The sequence below is a fragment of the Pseudoalteromonas sp. NC201 genome (genome assembly GCF_002850255.1).
Lineage (GTDB): Bacteria > Pseudomonadota > Gammaproteobacteria > Enterobacterales > Alteromonadaceae > Pseudoalteromonas.
Window position 1 is genome coordinate 1,180,257 of the sequence record NZ_CP022522.1, and the last position, 18,681, is coordinate 1,198,937.

Sequence of the window (18,681 nt, forward strand, 5' to 3'; positions counted from 1 at the left end):
TTCACTCTCTTATTGCTGGCTGAAAGTGAGAGTCAGCTCAGTCGTCTTCGTTGCTTTTACTTTAATAAATTCTAAGCCATGAATTTGCTCGCTTTGCCACTGACCGCTCTGAAGTTGCACTGGACGCTGCCACGAAATCATCGCAATATCATCTAAAAATAAGGCACTTTCACCGCTGCTTGGTGGCGACATGGAGAGGCCAAACTGGACGCCACGAGCAGGCAGCCCTTCATCGCCAAGCACAACGGAATCGTCAGGTAAGGTAATATCTTGTCTAAACGTTTGCCACTCATAACTACCCGCAGGCTTTAATTGGGGCGTTGACTCAGAAAAGATAAGGCTATCTTCTGATGTTAAGATACGAATATCAGCCTTAAACTCACCAGCGTTCTCTCCTTTGGCATAACCAAAGAGCGAGAGCTCATGGTAAGCCTGTGCCGTGCTCGGCGCTGGCGTAATAGGCATGGTACGAATTGTGTGTTTGAACGGCACACGCGTTGGTGTTTCGTTAAATTGCGTTCGTTGTAGACAAAGTCCTTGTACGCCACGATATTTACCGACTAAACATGGCGCGATATCGTCGGCCTCAATTAACCAACGAGAGACTTCCCCTTTTTCGTTATCGCTATCCCAGTCTTCAAAATCCCCAAAGAACAATAAGTCTCGACCAAGCACAATCTCTGCTTGAGCATCACTAGCCGTGAGTTTGCTAAGGAACTCAGCACTGCTTGAATATTGGCGTAAATCGACAATATGCTCACCGGCTTCTAAGGTAATAACTTGTTGCTCGGTTGCTTTTGCTTGAACCGGTTTATCAAAGGTGACTTCTGCAAATCCCGGGCGCAATGAGATACCAACTTCGGGTGAAGAAAATTCAGCGATACGTTTTAGTAGGGCATTGGCAAGATCGCCACTTACAAACTTAGGAACATAGTCTTCTAGATAAACGGGATAGGCTTTTAGTGCACTGATTTTAGGTGAGCCTGCAGTTTCTAACTCTACCACAGCTATCAGTCCCAAAAAGGTTTCAAGACGATTTTGCTCAAACACAAAGTTGCCTAGTCCAAGTATGCTTGGTACGCCATTGTATAAGCCAAACCCTTGCGCAACGTGAGGATGATGCGCAATCATCAAGTTAGCGCCATTTTTGGAAAGTAAATCAAAGCGGTTTGAAATATACGCCGTTGGTGCGTATGAATACTCATCACCGCCGTGAAGCTGAGCCACAACAAAGTGGCCGTTGTTACTGGCTTGCATCACCGTTTCTTTCATGCCATTGGTATCTGTTAGATCGGCAGCTCCCCCTTTAGCGTCTGATGCCACATAAGTGACGGTATGTTGATCGCCTGTAATGGAAGTCGCAGACACAAAATCTATCGGTGTTTCACCAAGGCTTAGGCTGTAGGGCTTAAATGCCTCTGCCGCACTTGTACCCGCGCCACTGTATTTAAACCCTGCCTGCTCGACATACTTCAAGGTATCGTTCAGTCCAGGTGCTCGATAGTCATAGACGTGGTTATTGCCAAGTGCTACATAGTCAATACCCAAATCATTGAGGGCAATTAATGACTCCGGCAGACTAAAAAATGCGAACTCTTTGCTTGGGTGGACCGTGGTTGGGTTTTTTAGGATTGGAGATTCCAAGTTAACCGAAGCGAAATCGACATGTTTAAATAAAGGATGCATAAACTGCACTAGGGCTTGGGCATCAGGTCCTGCGCTTTGGGGCTGGATAAGTCCGTCAGGGGTGCTGGGCAATGAATTCCCCATAGTAATGAGAGCAGGGTTGAAATAACGACGCCCAAACATGGTATCACCGGCAAAAAGTAAGGTTTTTAGCGTGCTCGACTTAGCTTTTAGTTCAAGCGTGAGCTGCTGCTCATTGTTATTTTGATTCGCTAAGGTAAAAACCAAGGGCAAATAATCTGGGTGGGATATTTCTGCGACATAAGCGCCGTATGCTAAAGCCGACAGGTCAAAGATACCATTGTTATTTGAGGTAAATAACTGATCATTTATCGTGAGGCTAGCATTGGCAATGGGGGTTGCATTTGCGTCGTGCAAACGTATGCTTAAATTGGGCGTCTCGCTATCCCTATCTTGTTGGCTTTTATCTTCATCCTTATCTATTTGTGAAGGACCTGTTTCATTTGGGTCCTCGACTGAGCAGGCTGTGAGTGCAAATAGCAATACTACATTTAAGATTTTTTTCATTGTGGCCAGCCTGCTTTCAAAAAAGATACATTATTTAATTCTTTAGTATTATATCTGTAACTCTTTATGTGTTGCAATCCTTTGAAATGGAATGTAAGTTTCCAAATCAAAAACTTAACAAGCGCTGAAAAATGCCTTGAAAAACAACTTTTTTCAGTTCTTCATTAGTATAGGACAAGAATTTACGAAGATAGCTAAAATTCTGTTCAATATTCTTTACGTTTTTCTAGTCGGACAGCTATTCTTAGAGTATGATCTCGTCAATTGTGAAAACCCGCTTTGAGGAACAAATGCGTCTAGAGATACATTGCGCTGACCGTATTGGTATTGCCCAAGAAATTCTCAATATCTTGGTGAGTTACCGTGTCGACTTGAAAGGTATAGAAGTCGATTCAGTAAATTGTCGAATGTACGTGAGCTTTCCACCCATCGAATTTGAACAGTTTCAGAAAATTATGCCTGAGATCCGCTTAATCGATGGCGTTGAAGATGTTCGTACTACAGCGTTTTTACCGTCAGAACGTGAACATAATGAGCTGAATACTTTGCTCAGTGCGTTGCCTGATGGTGTAATTTCTATCGACGCTAAAGGCTGGGTACGTCATTGCAATGACGCAGCTTGTCGCGACCTTAACATGGTTGAAAAGGAAGTGATCGGTGCCAACATTAACAACCTTTTGAAAGGGTTTAACTTTACTCGTTGGTTAGAAGGTAAAGAGGTGTTAGGCCAGACAACCCGTGTCGAAGTGGGCGGGGAAGATTTTATTGCTGATATTTTGCCAATTTCGGTGCCCCAAGGGATTGAAGGCGATGTATTAGCCGGTGCGGTGATTAACATTAAATCGCAGTCGCGATTAGGACAGCAAGTCAGCGCATTTCGTCGTTATGGACAAGAAAGTTTTGCGACCATCCATAATCACAGCACTGCCATGCGTAGAGTCGTGCGTGAAGCCAGAAAAATGGCGCAGTTAGAAGCGCCAATTCTGATCACAGGTGAAACAGGTACTGGTAAGGAACTGCTTGCCAGAGCATGTCATTATGCTTCCAACCGGTCATTAAAGCCTTTTATCGCACTTTCTTGTGCTTCGCTGCCTGATGACGTTGCTGAGTCCGAGTTGTTTGGGTATGCAGGATATGAAGAAAATGCAGCGCCAAAACGCGGTGTATTAGAGCAAGCGGATGGCGGCACGGTATTCCTCGACGAAGTGGGTGAAATGTCAACCCAGTTACAGACTAAGTTACTGCGTTTCTTACAAGACGGTACTTTCCGAAAAGTCGGTGATGAGAATGAAGTTAAGGTCAATGTTCGCATCATAGCTGCAACGCAAAAAGACTTGCCAGCAATGGTTCAAGAAGGTGTATTTAGAGAAGATCTCTACTATCGTATTAACGTGCTAACGCTCGAAATTTCACCGCTGAGAGATAGAAAAGCGGATATCGGTCCTTTGGCTGAACACTTTGTGCAAAAATATGCCCAGCAAAATGGTCATCCAGCGCCAACATTTGCCAGAGAATGCATTGAATTTTTAGAGAATTACCCGTGGCCTGGTAATGTGAGGCAGTTAGAAAACGCTATTTATCGTGCGGTTTCGTTGCTTGATGATAAAGAGCTTCGTACTGAGCATCTAAACCTACCGACCTTTACCCATGACTTAGGTTATTTGGAGTCTGATTTTGAAGGGACGTTAGATCAAGCCGTGAAGAGATTTGAAGCAACCTTGTTGCGCAAGCTTTACCCCGCTTATCCGAGCTCAAGGCAACTGGCTAAACGTTTGGGATTAAGCCACACAGCCGTTGCCAACAAGCTGCGTGAGTATGGGATAAATAGAAAAACAGTCAAAGTATGATATATAAGGCTACGCAATGAGTGTGGCCTTTATGATTTAGTTCCCATGTCTTTTGTCACGCCATCTACCTTAATATTCTTAACGCCATCTTCTTCAAAAGAGAGTGTGATACTCACGTTATCTCGCGCAAAGAAGTAATCTATCCCATTTACCGTCAAGACGTAATTACCCTTTACAGAGTCGCTAAATTCTTTTTTCACAAGAGAGATTTGATGATCTGCAATTTGCCACTTAAATTCAGAAATAAAACCTTGATTGAATTCTTGGATCCACACGCGGGTATCGTCTTTACTCAGTGTAATGGCAACTGAGTAAGACTCTGGTAGTTCAGACATGTCATAATGATTTGCACCGATGCGAAACTGTTCAGTCTGTTTGTTCCAAGCAAAACCAAACTCAAACGCTTTCTCTACACCGGTTGGGTAGGTTAGCGTGCCTTCTCCTTTAAAGTCGAAGTCTGCGTAGCACATACTGGAAAAGACAAATAAGGTGGAACAGGTAACAAGGGATAATTTTTTCATTGACTTCACTTCAGCTATTTTACTTAATTTGAGGTTCGCGTATGTAGTAACCGAACTCATTGTTTTTAAGCTCATTTTATGGTCTTTTCTTGTCATGCTAGAAAGGCGTTCATTTTTTGAAGCTCAGGTTATTAATCTAGTTTACTGACAGCATTACCGCAACTAAGGGCAAAGTAATGTATCAGTTATAGACGTAAGCGTAGCAAAATAATCACTTTAGAATATGAATTGCTATGCTAGAATCGAAAAATTATAAACTGGTAAGACCATTGTTATGAATTTATATTTTCGTTTACTGCTGCTGTTTTGGAGAATAAGACAAAATAAACAAATCGCAGATTCCATTTTGTCTCCGATAGATATCGAGTACCGCGCCCTGCCAAGTGATTGCGATATCAATATGCACTTGACCAATTCACGATACTTAGCATTTATGGATTTGGCGCGCACTTGGATGACAGAGCGAGTTGGGTTATTTGCAGCTGTGATGAAACGCCGCTGGTTTCCAATTGTTAACGCGACGGCAATTACTTATATTCGCGATATCAAACCACTGCAAAAATTTACTATTACCACTAAAGTTGTTGGGTGGGATCACAAATATTTTTACATTGAACAGCGCTTTCATTCTAAGCGTGGGCTGCATGCAATTGCCTATGTTCGTGGGGTATTCAAGCGTAAGGGTGGTGTAGTTTCTGTTGAGGAAATGCTAGAAGTGGCTGGGTTTAACGGTGAAGCACCTATTTTATCTCCTGAGATTATGCATTGGAAAGCTATGTTAGAAGCAAAGAAAAACAGTAATCTATAAACTATAAAGGCCACATCAGTGGCCTTGGGGATTGAGAAAGTAACAGTAAATCTGTGATTTAAACCATTTAGGTGTTAGAACTTATATTTCACACCGAACATGGCCACAATTGGGTCAAGCTCTACGTCTGAAGTTAATGCTTTTACGCCATTTGCGTATACAGTTGCATCGGTATTGATATCCATTTTAGAGATCATACCGTGTAGACCCCATTTTTCATTTAAGTCGTAGTTAAAGCCGATTTGTAATGCGATACCAAAAGAACTATCCAAATCAACTTCGACATCGTTAGTCTTTAGTGTTGCTTTTAGTGCTGCACTTGGCTCTTCATCGAAGAATACTGTGTAGTTTAGACCAGCACCGATAAATGGGCGGAACTTAGCACTCGCATCAAAGAAGTGATACTGCGCAAGTAGCGTTGGTGGCAAGTGTTTGATGTCAGCGATTTCCGCCCCTGCTAAGCCACCAGCACCGTCTACGGTGTGAGAAAATGGTGTTGCCGCAACTAGCTCAAATACGATGTTATCGCTGTAGTGGTAATCAAGAGTGATACCAAGCTGGGTGTTTGAATCAGCGACTAAGCCTAGCGAGTTATCTTGATCAATGGCAGAAGCCGTGTTGTCAGGGTTTACATTAATAGCACCAACATTAACACTGAAATTTGCGTGTGCGAAGGGAGCAGCAACTAGCAGAGTAGATAAAAGTGCAGCGCTTAAAGTTTTCATTTTCTTCTCCTAACCCTATGTGAGGACATTTTTAAACTGTGAAACAGTGTGTGTTTTCAATGAAGCCATCTTAAAAGGGTTCAAAAAATGAAAAACTGTTCTAGATCAATTTTTAAATTGTAAGATTTCAGAAATTTTTGAAAGTTTGATTTAGATTAAGTTTTCTCGATGTCATTAATTTGCATTAAAACTGCAATGCTGTGGTCAAAGTTTCATCTTTAAATAATTGCTAGATTTCACCTACAAGTCATTCTCAGTTATGTCATTAGCAACACAGAATCAAAATCTTAGCGCGTCTCACGCAACCGAGATATTAACGCATTTGATCCAAGCGCCTTCGGTTACACCGTGTGATGCAGGCACTATCGCTTTTATGTCAGAGCAACTCGCCGCGCTGGGTTTTACTATTGAGCAGTTTGAGGTGCAGGGAGTAAAAAACTTGATTGCAAGTTATCGTTTCTCTTTGGGACCAACTTTTGCTTTTTCTGGTCATGTGGATGTCGTGCCTGCAAACAATAAAGGCTGGATTGTGCCGCCATTTAGTGCGCAGATTATTGATGGCGTGATGTATGGACGTGGTGCTGCTGATATGAAAGGTGGCGTTGCGGCAATGCTTGCTGCAACCAAAACATTACTACAGCATCGTGAAAAATTACGAGGAAGCTTTTACTGGTTACTCACTTCTGACGAGGAAGGTGAAGCGGAGTTTGGTTCCAAATTGATTGCAGAGCGACTAGCTGAAAATGGCATCGAGCTAGATGCTTGTTTGGTAGGTGAACCGACTTCACATCAAGTAGTGGGAGATACGGTTAAAAATGGTCGTCGCGGTGCGATTTCTGGGCGTATTCAGGTTAAAGGAAGAACGGGGCATGTGGCTTATCCAGAACAAACGGTTAATGCAGCTCACATCGCAGGCCAGTTGGTTAGTCAACTCGCGCTTTTACCTTGGTGGAAAGATGAAGCGGGATCGCAAACCACGCTGCAAGTTACTGGGATCACAGTTCCAAATATCGTGGATAATTTAGTACCAGCAGAGTGTGAAATCACCTTTAATATTCGTTACAGCCATGCCTATAAGAGCCAAGAAGTTGTGCACTATATTCAAGAGTCGCTGGCTAAATCCGGTGCTATGTTAGCGATCAGTTGGGAGCGGCCTTGTGAGTCGTTTTATACCGGCGCGAGGCAAGAAAACTGTTTCTTAACGCTGGTAGAGCAAGCAATCCAGGAAACAACGGGGCAGTATCCGAGTTTAAGTACTGCAGGCGGCACCTCCGATGGTCGCTTCTTTGCGACCGGAAAAACGCAAGTGATCGAATGTGGGGTAAAGAATGATTCAATTCATCAAGTGAATGAACATCTATCCCTCAGCGATCTACATGCGATAGAAAAAATATACTTATCTGTTTTAAATAGGTTTTTTAAAAAAGTTGAAAATTTTTAAAAGAATTTTCTTGAAAATAAATTTGCTGACCATAAATAGCTTTATGAGGACGCCGACAGGGCCTCATGAATTAAATAACTATTTGTTTTAAAAGTGCTTATTGGTTCTTTTTTGAAGAGTGAGCACCTATGTATAGCTTTAAGAGGATACAAAATTATGCGTACAGTAGATTTATCACCATTATATCGTTCATTTATCGGTTTTGATCATTTAGCTTCTATGATGGATGCTGCTGCAAGAACAGATAAACAACCTAGCTATCCACCATACAACATCGAAGCGCTAGGTAAAGACAAGTACCAAATTACCATGGCTGTTGCAGGGTTTACCGAGCAAGAGCTAACGCTGGAATCAGAAAACAATACGTTGACCGTAAAGGGACAAAAGCAAGCAACTGAAGAAGCCAACGAGCGTAAATTTATTCATCAAGGGATCGCCGAGCGCGGGTTCGAGCGCAAATTCCAACTTGGCGATCACGTCAAAGTATTAGGTGCAGACTTAGCGCACGGCTTACTGGTTATTGACCTTGAACGCGAGATCCCAGAAGCACTGAAGCCAAGAAAAATAGAAATTGGCTCGGGCAACTTGCTTGAAAGCAAGTAATATCAATCTAATTTATTGATTTCCAACCCGCCGCCGTCAGGCGGCTTTTTTTTGCCTAAATACAAAGCATTTGTTATTAGTAAAGTTATGCTTCAGTCGTTATCCCCCAGAAAATGAAACTTGGACTAAGACAATACGTAAAAAGACGAAATGGTGTACCACTGGGTCATAGTCAGTCACTAGGAAACATGTTTCGGCGGGCTTTCGGCGCTCGGTCTTTCGATGGTTTCTGGGTGTATTGGAATCCTATCTGGAGTTATTACTTGGCGCGCTTCGTATTTCGTCCATGCGCAGCGAAAGTGGGGGAAAAACTTGGCTATTGGTTTACTTTCATAGTGAGTGGCGCATTGCATGACGTCATTGTTGGATTAGTGGTGGGAGAAGCGATTTTTACATTTACCCCATTCTTTGCTGTACTTGGGGCTACTGCGCTTGGATTTAAAGTGACGGGCTATCGTTATTCGAGTCAGCACTTTCTCATTGCACCTTTGTTTAACGGTTCGATCATTGTGTTTAGTTTTTATCTAAGTAGTGTTTTTAGCGAGTTACTTGTATGGTAGAAGAAAAATATTGCGTTGAGATGAAGAATGGAATTAAAAGATAAGCTGATATTGTTGTTGAAATCAGGTGGGTTATCGTTACTCATCGCGGGTGGATTTTATACTTTGTTGTTTTACATGTCTGCACAATTTCATCACCAAGTGCAATTTTCGCCCTTCTCGCAGGATATTGGCGTAAACGCGATGCTAATTTATAGCTTCTTGGTTTTTCTATTTAGTGCCATTTTTAGCTATTTCTTTTTGAAAATGCATGCTGCCCGTCATGATATGCATGTCGATGGCTTAGTTCTGAGCATAAAATATACACACTTAGTACTTTGGGGAGGTGTTGTCAACATTGCGATTTATATCTTATTACACATGAATCAACATGTTTTGGTGTTAAAACAAGCCAAAGACAGCCACACTTCAGCTCAGCAACTTGAAGCGTTGGTTTCTTATCTGCCTGAAAGTGGTGATGTGATAGATCTTGCTGTTGCACAAAATCCCGCGACGGCACCAAACACGCTAACTTACTTGAGTCTAAAACGAGACTTTGCTACGCACTTAGCACTTGCCATGAATCCAAGTACTCCCAAAAAAGTGCTAGAAGAAATTATTGGCTATTATCACGGAGGACAACAAGATGTAGTCCTCAATGCGGTGATGAAAAACCCTAATGTGGCTAGCGGCAAGGTTCAGCTGCAGGTACGTTAATCGTTTTGTTCTATGACTGAGCGTATGGGAGACGCGAGAGGAGCCACTGCCTAACTTTATTTGTTATCACGTTCGCTCAATTCAGTACGTAGTTTACTTTGCATGTCTTTAAGTGCTGTGATTTTATCTCTTGCTTCTTGTAACTGTTGCTGTGGTAATCCCTCTTTAATCCCACGTGCTAGCAGCGTTTCTATTTGTTCTACTTTGCCATCAACAGCCGCAATATACTGTTGTTTTAGCTTGGTGTCTTTTTGATCCAAATATGCTTGGTAAGCTTCGGTATCCGACAAATCGCCCTGAAAATCATCTATTTGCTTTTCGGCTTGGCTTATTGGCGGCAGATATTCAGGTTTCGTGATTGGCTTAACGGCTTTGCGTGAGGTCTCGGCATTTGGTTTGATAGCAGTATAAGTATTGATAGGGGGACTTAATGCTACAACTTTTTCCTCTTGCTCAAGCTCAGCCTGCGAGGGGGCGTTATATGTGGGGTTTTGCCAACCTATGTTGGCAAAACGCAGTGTGAATACCGCGATCACTGCTCCAAGGAGTATGACAATCAATGCTTGCCAGTACTTCATATCACCGCTCCGTTGTTTGCCGCTTTCCAAGCCATATAATCTCGCTCGAATTTGTGCTGAGCAAACTCTTGGGTCAGTGCTCGCAGCGCTTGGTAGCGTACTGTCTCACTTTTCACATCGTAGTAATCATATACCGCTGACTGGCTATACAATACTAGCCACTCGCCATTTGGCGTGCGAATACTAGGCGTGATCTTGCCCTGTTTACTACTAAATGCCAGTTGTGTTTCCCATTTCGGCGTGCTTTGGCGTGTCAGCGGAATTAATTCAGTCTGCCATATTAATGTAGGGGTATATTTAGCGACGGCTTGTTGCCATGAGTGTGCATTTGCATATTCGTTAAATTGCTGTGCGGTTTTTTGTTCGGGAAATTTCGCTGCGCTCGCACTCACTTGCTTGACGTATTTAAACCTCTTCTTATGACGCTCATAATACTTCGCGATGGCACTATCAGGAATTTCACTTTTTAGGGTATCGACATACTGGCTCGTTGCACCATGCATCTCTTCCTTAACACCAAGAAATGCCAGCATGCTTGGCCTCAATAGTTCTGCGGTTACCACTTGTCGTAACTGTTCTATTGTCAGACCTTGCTTTGCCACATAAGGTTTTGCGGCGGTAAATAGCGCCTGTTGATTGAGATGTTGATTGACAATAGCTTGAAATAACGAGAGTTCTCCTTGGTGAAGTTTAAAGCGGTTTTGCATTGATTGGCTATGTAATACTTGAGCAAGTGTCAGTGGCGCTGATTTTGTTAGTTGCAGCTGTTGCCATTTGAGTAATTGCTCAGCAGTGTATTGCCCGTCAGCGGGGTACTGTCCTAGTAAAGACAGCATCTGATCCTTATCAAATACCAAAGGGTAGTGCTTCTTTTCAAGCTGAGTAAGTGCAGGAAACCAGTGAAGGAGTGAACTGGCGAGAAACTTATCGACATGATATTGGGTGCTGAAACCGACTCTGGATTGGCGCTCTAAAATACTTGGATTAAGTTGCTTTGCTTGGAATAGCAAGAATTGATTTTCAAGCAATTGCGCAGTAGTTTGCTTTTTTGATAACTCTCGGCCTTGCTCAAGATAGAGTTGATGAACTAAATGCGTCAGAGATTTAGGTATGCTCGGTGAGGCAAAACTTGGTAAGCAAAAGCTACTTACCAAGAAAAATAGAACTAGACGCATTACCTAACGTCCATCGCATGATTTATCAAATGAACGACCATGGCTATTGCGTGAGGGATCACTTGCTTACCTGTATTTACACGATCGTAATGATCCTCTGAATTTAACACGATACCACCTTGTGAATAAGAGAAAGAACCGCCTTGTGTTAGTAATGGGCGAATATCTGTTGAGTTGCTATCAACAGCGCTGAAACTATTCATCGCTTGCTTTACTAAGGTAAAATCGTTCAATGATTCTTGGTCATAGTAGTCTTTCACCCAAGACTCCCAACCTGCATGATTCAAATCTGATGTTGTCCAAGTATGATGCGGTTGAAGTAAATCTGTAGTGTGAAAAACAAAGCCTAGTACCTGTGGGTTACCGCTCTGTACATAGCTTTGATACCAGTACTGGCCTAAGTTATCAATTGGCTGAAAAGGCATTTCTTCAAAATCATCGTACATGCTATACGTTGAGTGGCTATCGATACGATAGTGTTTTTCTGTGATCCCATAACTATCATATTCAGTATCATCAGCGCTAAACCAACCTGTTTCGCCGCCATGACCATCGTCTAAATAATCGCCTTTCAGCCAAGTGGCAGCCATTGAATCAACAGAGCCTGATACGGTAAGTTTCTGATAATTATAACCACCGAAGTCATTGCCGTGAGTATCAGCACCTTGAGTATGGTTTTGGAAGTGCCAGTAACTGGTGTATTTCACGATGCTTTCAGCTGCACCCCAAAGCGGTGCTTGTACACAGTCACCCGTAATGGCGCCACAGAAGAATGTATCCTCAAAATCATCAACATCATACGCAGCTTGGCCCAGCAAATTGGCTAGTTGAGAAACTGACATGCCGTTAGCTTGAGCATATGCTTGTAACTTTGCGTACTGTGTTGTAGTTGGATTCTGTGCCATGTAATTTACGGCGTCGATGACGATGCGCTTATGTGTCTCTTGACTAAACGCGTGGCTTTGCCCTGCTGCGACTAAAAGGGCTATAGGAAGTAAATAATTTTTCATGAGTTGCCTCTATAAATTTTAATTTGTGTGAACGCAATTTTTCTACTTAAAAAACGAAGTGCGCTATTTAAAATAATTTATGTGAATTTTTGATTAAAATAAAGTTAAATTTTGATTGTGTTAAAATTCAAAGAAGATGCTTGTTGGTCACAAATGGGTCAGGTATGATCTCGGGGAGAATTTAGGCACACCTGCGCTAAACGAATGGAACTATGAAAAAACTACTTATAATAATCAGTTTATTGTTACCGTTTTATGGAATTTGCGAAGAACAAAGTGACGAACTTGATGACGAGTTTGCTTGGCAGCTGAGTGTCGGTGCCTTTTACGTTGATATGACAATGCCTGCTTTAATTGGCACGGACTCGACATTCAAACATGGCACTTTTTTAGTCGATGCAAAGATAGAGTATAAAAGCTTTTACTTGAATACCCATTCAGGTGATTTTTTTGGTGGCTCGGATATAGGTTACCAAATTATCAATAATGGAGAATGGGGTATAGATGCTATCTATGGCAGTTATATGTTGCCTTTTTCTGAACGTGGTTACTATGACACTGATGATGTCGTGCCTGAACTGAGAGGAATACGCAAACGCGATCAAGATAATTCATTGGGCTTTTCCTATTACCGTCATGTTGGTGAATTTCTTGCTGTTGCTGAGATTGTTTACGATGTCTTTGGGGAAACAAACGGTTGGGTTTTTCACCTCGAAGCGACACGTAATTTTGAACTGAGAAACTGGGATTTATGGCTTAATTTTGGCGCTAACTATTACTCTAGTAATTTTCATAATTACTTTTATGGTGTTTTAGAATCCGAAGTCAATGATTATTTAACCCCCTATAAACCTGGTGCTTCAGCTTCTGCGTTTATGCAAATGCAACTTAATTACCCAATTGCAGAGGATTGGGTGTTTAGCGCAGGTGCATCGTGGTTAGTTGGTTCTCAAGATACGTTAGATAGCCCCTTAGTTCGCTCTCGTCACGCCAGAGTATTCTTTACTGGGGTGAAATATGTTTTCTAAATTAATCACATGGACAGTGCTGTTTTGGAGTATTTCACTGAGCCAACAACTCCGTGCTGCTGAAACTAATCCAGTGGGAATACTTCATGCCGTGCCGAGCAAGTGTGTAGCCCTGAACCAAGGGCGAACTTGCTATGCGGATGTCAAAGTAACGGTGAATGCGCCTTCTGAAGGGGATTACTGCATTCGAGAAAGTTTATCGAAGAAGATCCTGCAGTGTTGGGCCAAAGCGGATACCTTTAAATATGAGCTAGACTTTAGTTCGGATGAAAGTTTGAGCTATGAGCTTATCTCAAAGCAGTCTCGAGATGTGCTAGCTGTGACCACTATTGAGGTGAATTGGGTTCACAAAGTAAAAACAAAAAAAAGGCGTTGGCGCCTCTTTTGATCCGAAGGCTGCGTGCGAGCGTAGCCTAAAGTTGCTCGATGTTATCTAAACACCACTGAGCCCTTGCAAGCACCTCTTGCCGTGTTTTCTCATCTTGTTTTTGCCAATTTCGATAGATCATACCAATACGGTGGTTATTGGCAAACTTATCCTCATGGCGGTGCATAAAATGCCAATATAGGCTGTTAAGGGGACATGCATCATTGCTTGATTTTTGCTTGACGTCGTAGTGGCAGTGCTGACAATAATCACTCATTTTTTGTATGTAGTTACCACTTGCGGAGTAGGGTTTGGTTGCCACTATGCCGTGGTCTGCAAATTGTGTCATGCCTCTGGTGTTTGGCATTTCGACCCATTCAATGGCGTCGATGTATATACCTAAATACCATTCATCCACTTGATCAGGGTGTATTCCGGTTAGCAGACAAAAGTTTCCCGTGACCATTAATCTTTGAATGTGGTGAGCGTAGGCATAATCAAGGCTTTGATTGATAGCTTCACTTAAACAGCGCATCTTCGTTTTTCCATGCCAAAAATAGCCTGGCAAATTGCGCTGAGCAAGCAAGTAATTTTTATGACGGTAGTCCGGCATATTGAGCCAATAGACGGCTCGGATATACTCTCGCCAGCCCAATATTTGCCTAACAAATCCCTCAATCTGTGCAATATCAATTTGTGAGTTGTCTTGGTAAGCCGCTATCGCGCTATCGATAACGTGTTTGGGGTGAAGCATTTTTGTATTCAACGCAAAAGAGAGTCGTGAGTGATACAGTGTCCATTTATCGACACTTTTACAGGTCATTGCATCTTGAAATTGACCGAATAAAGGCAATAGGTGTTCACAGAAAAAGGCCAAAAGATCGTGAGCTTGCGCACGGTTAGCCGGCCACAGCAATGATTCTTCGCTGTTACCAATGGTCTTCACTTTATGCCGTTTTATCCGCTTTAAAATGTCACTAACATCGTTGGCAAAACAAAGCGGCTGTGGGATAGCGTCGATGTCTTTTGACTTGAGCTTATTACGGTTTTTACTGTCGAAATTCCATTGCTTGCCAAGCGGTTCACCGTCGTCCATTAATACATTAAAACGGCGCCTGAGCTTGCGATAAAAAAACTCCATTGTGGTGTGTTTTCCTGGCGTTAAATAATCATCCAACTCTTCGTAAGGGACTAGAAAATGCTCAGTGTCATAGCAACGAACCTGTAACTGGTCGAGTGTTAATTCCATCATTTGCTTCAGTAAGCGATATTCATCAGGTCGTTGATAGTCAAAGCTCGACACTTGATATTTATCACATAAATGAGCAATTAAAGCGGGGAGATCAGAATAGTCCTGAGTCTCATCGAGGGTGAGATGTAGCACATGAAAGCCTACCTTATTCAGTGCGATGGCGAAATTTTCCATGGCTTTGAAGAATGCGCATACTTTTTGTATATGATGTTTGGTGTAGTCGGCCTCTTGTTTGAGTTCTGCAATCAGATAAAGGTACTCAGCTTTATCGTCAGCAAACCAACTATGCTTGGCGTTGAGTTGGTCGCCAAGAATTAATCTGAGGCCTTTATATTGAGGCTTTTGTTGTGTCATTAGTTATCCTCCAAAGGCCAACCAACATGATCTTGGCTGTCGAGTTGTAGAGTGGCTTCTCCTTGCCATAATTTTATATATTCACCATCTGGGTCAAATAGTGCTTGTTGCTTTGTGATATTGAAATGGCGACCGCCACGAGGATCAGCTCCAACACCAGCGATATACTGCCAATTTCCCCAATTTGCCGCGACGTCATAATCGATCAGATGTTGCTCGAAAAAAGCGGCGCCGTAGCGCCAATCTAGCTGTAGCTCATTAACACAGTAGCTCGCAGCTATTTGTCTCGCTCTGTTGGAAATCCAGCCAGTTTTAGTCAATTCGTGCATAATGGCATTGACCAGTGCGCTGGGTGTTCGGCCTTGGCACCACTTTAAAAAGCGCTCTGGATAGAAACTGGTTTTTGGTGTTTTGGCTTTGACGCCTGAAAAGCAAAATAGCGTGTGTTGATGTTTGAGGGCATACCAATAAAAATACTCACGCCACAACAGTTCAAACCAAATCCAATAGGTTGATTCATTTGCGCCTCTTTGTAGCTCAAATTGAGTAAGAGATTGCTTGATCTGTCTAGGACTGATAGCGCCAGAAGCAAGTATTGGACTAAACCGAGTGGAAAAATGCTCACCGAACAAGGCATTTCGAGTTTCTTTGTATTTGAGAGCCGCATCCGTTTGGAAGTATTGTTGTAGCTGTTGCTGGGCTTGCGCTTCGCCTGCGGCTACTTTGATATTGTATGAAGAGTTTGCTTTAAATTCAGCTAAATCTAAAACCCGCTTCGGTCTTGGTGGAAGCGTAGCGGTTGCAATAGGTGATTTAGGTTCAATTTCCTCTACAGCTTTGCGAAATGGCGTAAAGCTCGGTGGCAGCTCACTGATTTTGAGTGGTAGTGTATCTGGTTCAAACAGCGTACTAGAATAAGCGCTAACGTATTGAATGTAAGGAAAGTTATCTTGTAATTTTAACCAAAGCTTTTGTTCATCGAATCCTGGATGAGCTGCGCGGCCAATATGAGTTACCTGCTGTGTATGAATAATCTCAGTCAGTGCTTTGAGCTGAGCTGTGTTACGTAGCATATACAGCTTCTGTTGTTGTGGCGTTAGTGACTGATGCAAGGCGTTGAGCGTCTGATTGCGATAACATTCGACAGCAAAAGAAGTTGAGCACTGCGCTTTGCGAGCCGTCCAAAGGTTTACAGTGGGTAGATAAATGCAGATAAGTGTATCAACTAGAGACGCCAGCTTTGTAAGTGCGGGGTTATCACTAAGGCGGCAGTCGTTTGCAAATAAATAGAGTCCTACTTTCACGTTTATTCTTAACAGTCATGAACGAATAAGACTCTATACGTAACGATCAACTAAATTGCTCAGTTAGTTTGGCAAGATTCTATAAGTGTACGCAAGTGAGCACCAACGTCTTGTGTTTTGGTTTGGCCTTGCTCAAGTAAGTGGCTCGCTTGCTGTTTTAGTTCCGCCAAATCATACTGCTCGAGCAAAGTTCTTAAATATCTAACTGTATCAGCACCTTGCTGAAGCAAATCAGGAAATTGTTCGATGGAAATTTCCTGTTGGCTTAGGCGAGAAATAGAGTTGAGTAGGTCGCTTAAATTTGCACTGTCTTGCAATGCGCCTTCAACCGCAATAAGCGCGCCCATCGGATCGGCATCTAGATTATTTGCAACGCAAGCTGCAACACTGCCAGCCTCTGCTGATGCTTGCACTGACTCAATTCCTTTATCACGGATCTGCTCAACCACTTGTTGTAGTTCTTGATGTTCAGATAAATATTGTGCCTCGATTTGGGCTTTAGAGTCTTCCAGCATATCGCATGCGGTAAGTGAAACGACCATAGTAGACGCAAAGGCAATCGCTCTTAGCATTTTATCACTTCCTATATAAAGATTTTGTGAAAGTCTAAAGAGCTGAGAGCCAGAAGTCACGCAGAGTTTGGTTTTGTAAGCTCTGCATGACTTTGATCTTAGAGTAATGTTTAGTGGCTACCGTTGTCTCTTCGTTTAGCAGCTCAAGTTAGTTTGCTTGTTGCTGCGCTCTTTTGAACTCTTGTAGACCAACAATATTGGTTTTTTTGAATAATTCAAAGCGCAGCATATTTTCGATGAGTAACAGTGCTTTGTTCCAAGCGTTTTTTGCTGCTGTGGTAAAATGCCTGCCAAGATGACTTTTCAGCGTTGCTGTAAAGGTAAACAACAAGACACTGATATCTTTTTCTGACGTTCCCATAAATAACAGCGTACAGCGTTGTTTTTGCAGATAATGTAATAAGTTTGACTGCTGTGGGATACGCATCACACAATTTTGAACAAAATCAAATATTTGATGCTCCCAGATTATGAGTTGTCCCACATTTGTTGGAATTTGCATGCGCAAATCGTAATGTTGAATTTGGTTGTACCAAGAAGTGCAAAAGCCATGGAAATTCGGACGAATACTCGCAAGCGTTTGAGTTAAAAGTTGATATTGATAGGGAGTAATGCTCATAGACGCCTCTTCAAACTGATGAAGAGCGGATCCTTTGCTCAAAAACAAATAGCCTAAGTCTGAGTATAGCTGTTTTTTTAAAATGCGAGACTTTTTAATATTTTTTTGTGAGCTTTTTCTTACGTTGCAATAATCAATTGAATTTCAATATGCTGGACCTAGCTATAGTAGGCCGAGATTGAGTAACGGCCCACATTGATTTAAAAATATTAGTGCTTAATTGGTGAAAGCAACTGTGGATCTGTCACGAGTTTACGAATGCCATGCGCATGGTCCTCTTCAAAAGCATTGTCTTTACACCAACGCGCGAGACTATTTATATCAACTTTGGCACAGCTTGGGCGTACACTCCAACTTACCTGTAAAGGTGAGCACTGTTGGTTGTTATAGCTAGGTCCAGTCGTCGAACCTAAAAACTCAACTGGTGTGCCTGTATCACTTGGTAAAACACCTGCTTGATGGTAACCGCCAACTTGGCCTTGATAATCAAGCTCAGTGAAGTCTTGCGCATTTTCATCATTAACCACTAAAAACACCTGAGTTTCGACGCGTAGATCGGGGTTGGCGCAGCTGTCATTTAAGCAAGCACCGAGGGTCGGGCCCGGTTTTACATCACAAGAGCTATGAACCCAGTGTACTTCAATCGTATCGCCGGGCTTTACGTTGTTACATACTTTATCTTCTACAGGAGCAAGCTCTGCTGGGGTGAGGCTTGCAGTTGCATTACATTGGAATCCGCCGTACTTTGGGTCATTGGAAACGACAGAGAAGTCTTTGGCTTTATGTTCTGCATTTTTATGAAAGTGGATGTTACATAGGTTGAGTTTTTCTTTTGGTGGAGCCATAGCAAAAACCCGTTTGTTGTGACCCTGCAAACTATCAATATCTCTCGGTGTTTGTGGTCCTGCTGATTCACATTGCGCTGCAAACGCTTCAAAACTAAATATAGACAGCGCTGTCAATTTGCTTGATTTTATAACCGTTCTCATTTGGTTTTCCTTTCTTTC

At 42.4% G+C, this 18,681-nt stretch carries 19 protein-coding genes; 8 read left to right on the top strand and 11 right to left on the bottom strand.

Annotation, left to right across the window (positions count from 1 at the left end):
* Positions 1-9: 9 nt before the first annotated feature.
* Positions 10-2,214, bottom strand: coding sequence for a CapA family protein (locus tag PNC201_RS04825; RefSeq protein ID WP_199539686.1), 2,205 nt, complete (start codon positions 2,212-2,214; stop codon positions 10-12).
* Between the two features lie 290 nt (positions 2,215-2,504).
* On the opposite strand from PNC201_RS04825, the gene tyrR reads away from it, so the two are divergent.
* Positions 2,505-4,061: a transcriptional regulator TyrR gene (tyrR, locus tag PNC201_RS04830; RefSeq protein ID WP_010607852.1), complete on the top strand. Its 1,557-nt coding sequence runs from the start codon at positions 2,505-2,507 to the stop codon at positions 4,059-4,061.
* Between the two features lie 29 nt (positions 4,062-4,090).
* Here the strand turns inward: tyrR and PNC201_RS04835 are convergent, their stop codons facing one another.
* Entirely contained in the window at positions 4,091-4,657 is a 567-nt protein-coding gene (locus PNC201_RS04835) for a hypothetical protein (RefSeq protein ID WP_102056351.1), read from the bottom strand.
* 199 nt (positions 4,658-4,856) lie between these two features.
* On the opposite strand from PNC201_RS04835, the gene PNC201_RS04840 reads away from it, so the two are divergent.
* Entirely contained in the window at positions 4,857-5,390 is a 534-nt protein-coding gene (locus PNC201_RS04840) for an acyl-CoA thioesterase (RefSeq protein ID WP_102056352.1), read from the top strand.
* Positions 5,391-5,464: 74 nt separating this feature from the next.
* Here the strand turns inward: PNC201_RS04840 and PNC201_RS04845 are convergent, their stop codons facing one another.
* Positions 5,465-6,115, bottom strand: a complete 651-nt coding sequence (locus PNC201_RS04845; protein WP_102056353.1) for an OmpW/AlkL family protein — start codon at positions 6,113-6,115, stop codon at positions 5,465-5,467.
* Between the two features lie 259 nt (positions 6,116-6,374).
* Here PNC201_RS04845 and dapE point away from each other — a divergent pair, with 259 nt between their 5' ends.
* The 4 genes from dapE (at position 6,375) to PNC201_RS04865 (ending at position 9,415) form a co-directional block, all read left to right on the top strand.
* Positions 6,375-7,556, top strand: coding sequence for a succinyl-diaminopimelate desuccinylase (dapE, locus tag PNC201_RS04850; protein WP_010607856.1), 1,182 nt, complete (start codon positions 6,375-6,377; stop codon positions 7,554-7,556).
* Between the two features lie 156 nt (positions 7,557-7,712).
* A complete protein-coding gene (locus PNC201_RS04855) occupies positions 7,713-8,159 on the top strand; it encodes an Hsp20 family protein (RefSeq protein WP_010607857.1) in 447 nt (148 codons plus the stop codon).
* A gap of 263 nt (positions 8,160-8,422) precedes the next feature.
* A complete protein-coding gene (locus PNC201_RS04860; protein WP_010607858.1) occupies positions 8,423-8,719 on the top strand; it encodes a hypothetical protein in 297 nt (98 codons plus the stop codon).
* 27 nt (positions 8,720-8,746) lie between these two features.
* Entirely contained in the window at positions 8,747-9,415 is a 669-nt protein-coding gene (locus tag PNC201_RS04865) for a hypothetical protein (RefSeq protein ID WP_102056354.1), read from the top strand.
* A gap of 56 nt (positions 9,416-9,471) precedes the next feature.
* On the opposite strand, the gene PNC201_RS04870 is transcribed toward PNC201_RS04865, so the two are convergent.
* From PNC201_RS04870 to PNC201_RS04880, 3 genes are read right to left on the bottom strand one after another with little or no spacing between them, the layout of a single operon-like run.
* A complete protein-coding gene (locus tag PNC201_RS04870; protein WP_102056355.1) occupies positions 9,472-9,993 on the bottom strand; it encodes a hypothetical protein in 522 nt (173 codons plus the stop codon).
* The gene (locus tag PNC201_RS04875) at positions 9,990-11,168 is read right to left on the bottom strand and encodes a peptidyl-prolyl cis-trans isomerase (RefSeq protein WP_102056356.1); all 1,179 of its coding nucleotides are present in this window, start codon (positions 11,166-11,168) and stop codon (positions 9,990-9,992) included. Before PNC201_RS04875 ends, PNC201_RS04870 begins: the two co-directional genes overlap by 4 nt.
* Positions 11,168-12,178 carry a phospholipase gene (locus tag PNC201_RS04880; protein WP_102056357.1) on the bottom strand — a complete coding sequence of 337 codons (1,011 nt, stop codon included), beginning with the start codon at positions 12,176-12,178 and terminating at the stop codon, positions 11,168-11,170. Before PNC201_RS04880 ends, PNC201_RS04875 begins: the two co-directional genes overlap by 1 nt.
* A 212-nt stretch (positions 12,179-12,390) precedes the next feature.
* Here PNC201_RS04880 and PNC201_RS04885 point away from each other — a divergent pair, with 212 nt between their 5' ends.
* Together PNC201_RS04885 and PNC201_RS04890 are read left to right on the top strand one after the other, a co-directional pair.
* Complete coding sequence (locus PNC201_RS04885; protein ID WP_010607863.1) at positions 12,391-13,206, top strand: MipA/OmpV family protein; 816 nt, start codon at positions 12,391-12,393, stop codon at positions 13,204-13,206.
* Positions 13,196-13,594 carry a DUF3019 domain-containing protein gene (locus PNC201_RS04890; protein ID WP_010607864.1) on the top strand — a complete coding sequence of 133 codons (399 nt, stop codon included), beginning with the start codon at positions 13,196-13,198 and terminating at the stop codon, positions 13,592-13,594. The genes PNC201_RS04885 and PNC201_RS04890 overlap by 11 nt, the downstream gene beginning before the upstream one ends.
* Positions 13,595-13,619: 25 nt before the next feature.
* Here the strand turns inward: PNC201_RS04890 and PNC201_RS04895 are convergent, their stop codons facing one another.
* From PNC201_RS04895 to PNC201_RS04915, 5 genes are all read right to left on the bottom strand, one after another.
* The gene (locus PNC201_RS04895; RefSeq protein ID WP_010607865.1) at positions 13,620-15,179 is read right to left on the bottom strand and encodes a cryptochrome/photolyase family protein; all 1,560 of its coding nucleotides are present in this window, start codon (positions 15,177-15,179) and stop codon (positions 13,620-13,622) included.
* Positions 15,179-16,483 (bottom strand): DASH family cryptochrome, encoded by a 1,305-nt coding sequence (locus PNC201_RS04900; protein WP_102056358.1) that lies wholly within the window; start codon positions 16,481-16,483, stop codon positions 15,179-15,181. Before PNC201_RS04900 ends, PNC201_RS04895 begins: the two co-directional genes overlap by 1 nt.
* A 59-nt stretch (positions 16,484-16,542) precedes the next feature.
* Positions 16,543-17,055, bottom strand: a complete 513-nt coding sequence (locus PNC201_RS04905; RefSeq protein WP_010607867.1) for a hypothetical protein — start codon at positions 17,053-17,055, stop codon at positions 16,543-16,545.
* Positions 17,056-17,203: 148 nt separating this feature from the next.
* Positions 17,204-17,674 carry a hypothetical protein gene (locus PNC201_RS04910; RefSeq protein WP_102056359.1) on the bottom strand — a complete coding sequence of 157 codons (471 nt, stop codon included), beginning with the start codon at positions 17,672-17,674 and terminating at the stop codon, positions 17,204-17,206.
* A 209-nt stretch (positions 17,675-17,883) separates the two neighbouring features.
* Complete coding sequence (locus PNC201_RS04915; protein ID WP_102056360.1) at positions 17,884-18,663, bottom strand: delta-class carbonic anhydrase; 780 nt, start codon at positions 18,661-18,663, stop codon at positions 17,884-17,886.
* Between the last annotated feature and the right edge of the window lie 18 nt (positions 18,664-18,681).

Excerpts from the sequence above, each read along its gene's own strand:
- PNC201_RS04870 (WP_102056355.1), bottom strand. The coding sequence starts at position 9,993 with ATGAAGTACTGGCAAGCATTGATTGTCATACTCCTTGGAGCAGTGATC.
- dapE (WP_010607856.1), top strand. The coding sequence starts at position 6,375 with ATGTCATTAGCAACACAGAATCAAAATCTTAGCGCGTCTCACGCAACC.
- PNC201_RS04840 (WP_102056352.1), top strand. The coding sequence starts at position 4,857 with ATGAATTTATATTTTCGTTTACTGCTGCTGTTTTGGAGAATAAGACAA.
- PNC201_RS04885 (WP_010607863.1), top strand. The coding sequence starts at position 12,391 with ATGAAAAAACTACTTATAATAATCAGTTTATTGTTACCGTTTTATGGA.
- PNC201_RS04865 (WP_102056354.1), top strand. The coding sequence starts at position 8,747 with ATGGAATTAAAAGATAAGCTGATATTGTTGTTGAAATCAGGTGGGTTA.
- PNC201_RS04835 (WP_102056351.1), bottom strand. The coding sequence starts at position 4,657 with ATGAGCTTAAAAACAATGAGTTCGGTTACTACATACGCGAACCTCAAA.
- PNC201_RS04855 (WP_010607857.1), top strand. The coding sequence starts at position 7,713 with ATGCGTACAGTAGATTTATCACCATTATATCGTTCATTTATCGGTTTT.
- PNC201_RS04875 (WP_102056356.1), bottom strand. The coding sequence starts at position 11,168 with ATGCGTCTAGTTCTATTTTTCTTGGTAAGTAGCTTTTGCTTACCAAGT.
- PNC201_RS04910 (WP_102056359.1), bottom strand. The coding sequence starts at position 17,674 with ATGAGCATTACTCCCTATCAATATCAACTTTTAACTCAAACGCTTGCG.
- PNC201_RS04880 (WP_102056357.1), bottom strand. The coding sequence starts at position 12,178 with ATGAAAAATTATTTACTTCCTATAGCCCTTTTAGTCGCAGCAGGGCAA.
- tyrR (WP_010607852.1), top strand. The coding sequence starts at position 2,505 with ATGCGTCTAGAGATACATTGCGCTGACCGTATTGGTATTGCCCAAGAA.
- PNC201_RS04895 (WP_010607865.1), bottom strand. The coding sequence starts at position 15,179 with ATGACACAACAAAAGCCTCAATATAAAGGCCTCAGATTAATTCTTGGC.
- PNC201_RS04890 (WP_010607864.1), top strand. The coding sequence starts at position 13,196 with ATGTTTTCTAAATTAATCACATGGACAGTGCTGTTTTGGAGTATTTCA.
- PNC201_RS04915 (WP_102056360.1), bottom strand. The coding sequence starts at position 18,663 with ATGAGAACGGTTATAAAATCAAGCAAATTGACAGCGCTGTCTATATTT.
- PNC201_RS04825 (WP_199539686.1), bottom strand. The coding sequence starts at position 2,214 with ATGAAAAAAATCTTAAATGTAGTATTGCTATTTGCACTCACAGCCTGC.
- PNC201_RS04905 (WP_010607867.1), bottom strand. The coding sequence starts at position 17,055 with ATGCTAAGAGCGATTGCCTTTGCGTCTACTATGGTCGTTTCACTTACC.
- PNC201_RS04845 (WP_102056353.1), bottom strand. The coding sequence starts at position 6,115 with ATGAAAACTTTAAGCGCTGCACTTTTATCTACTCTGCTAGTTGCTGCT.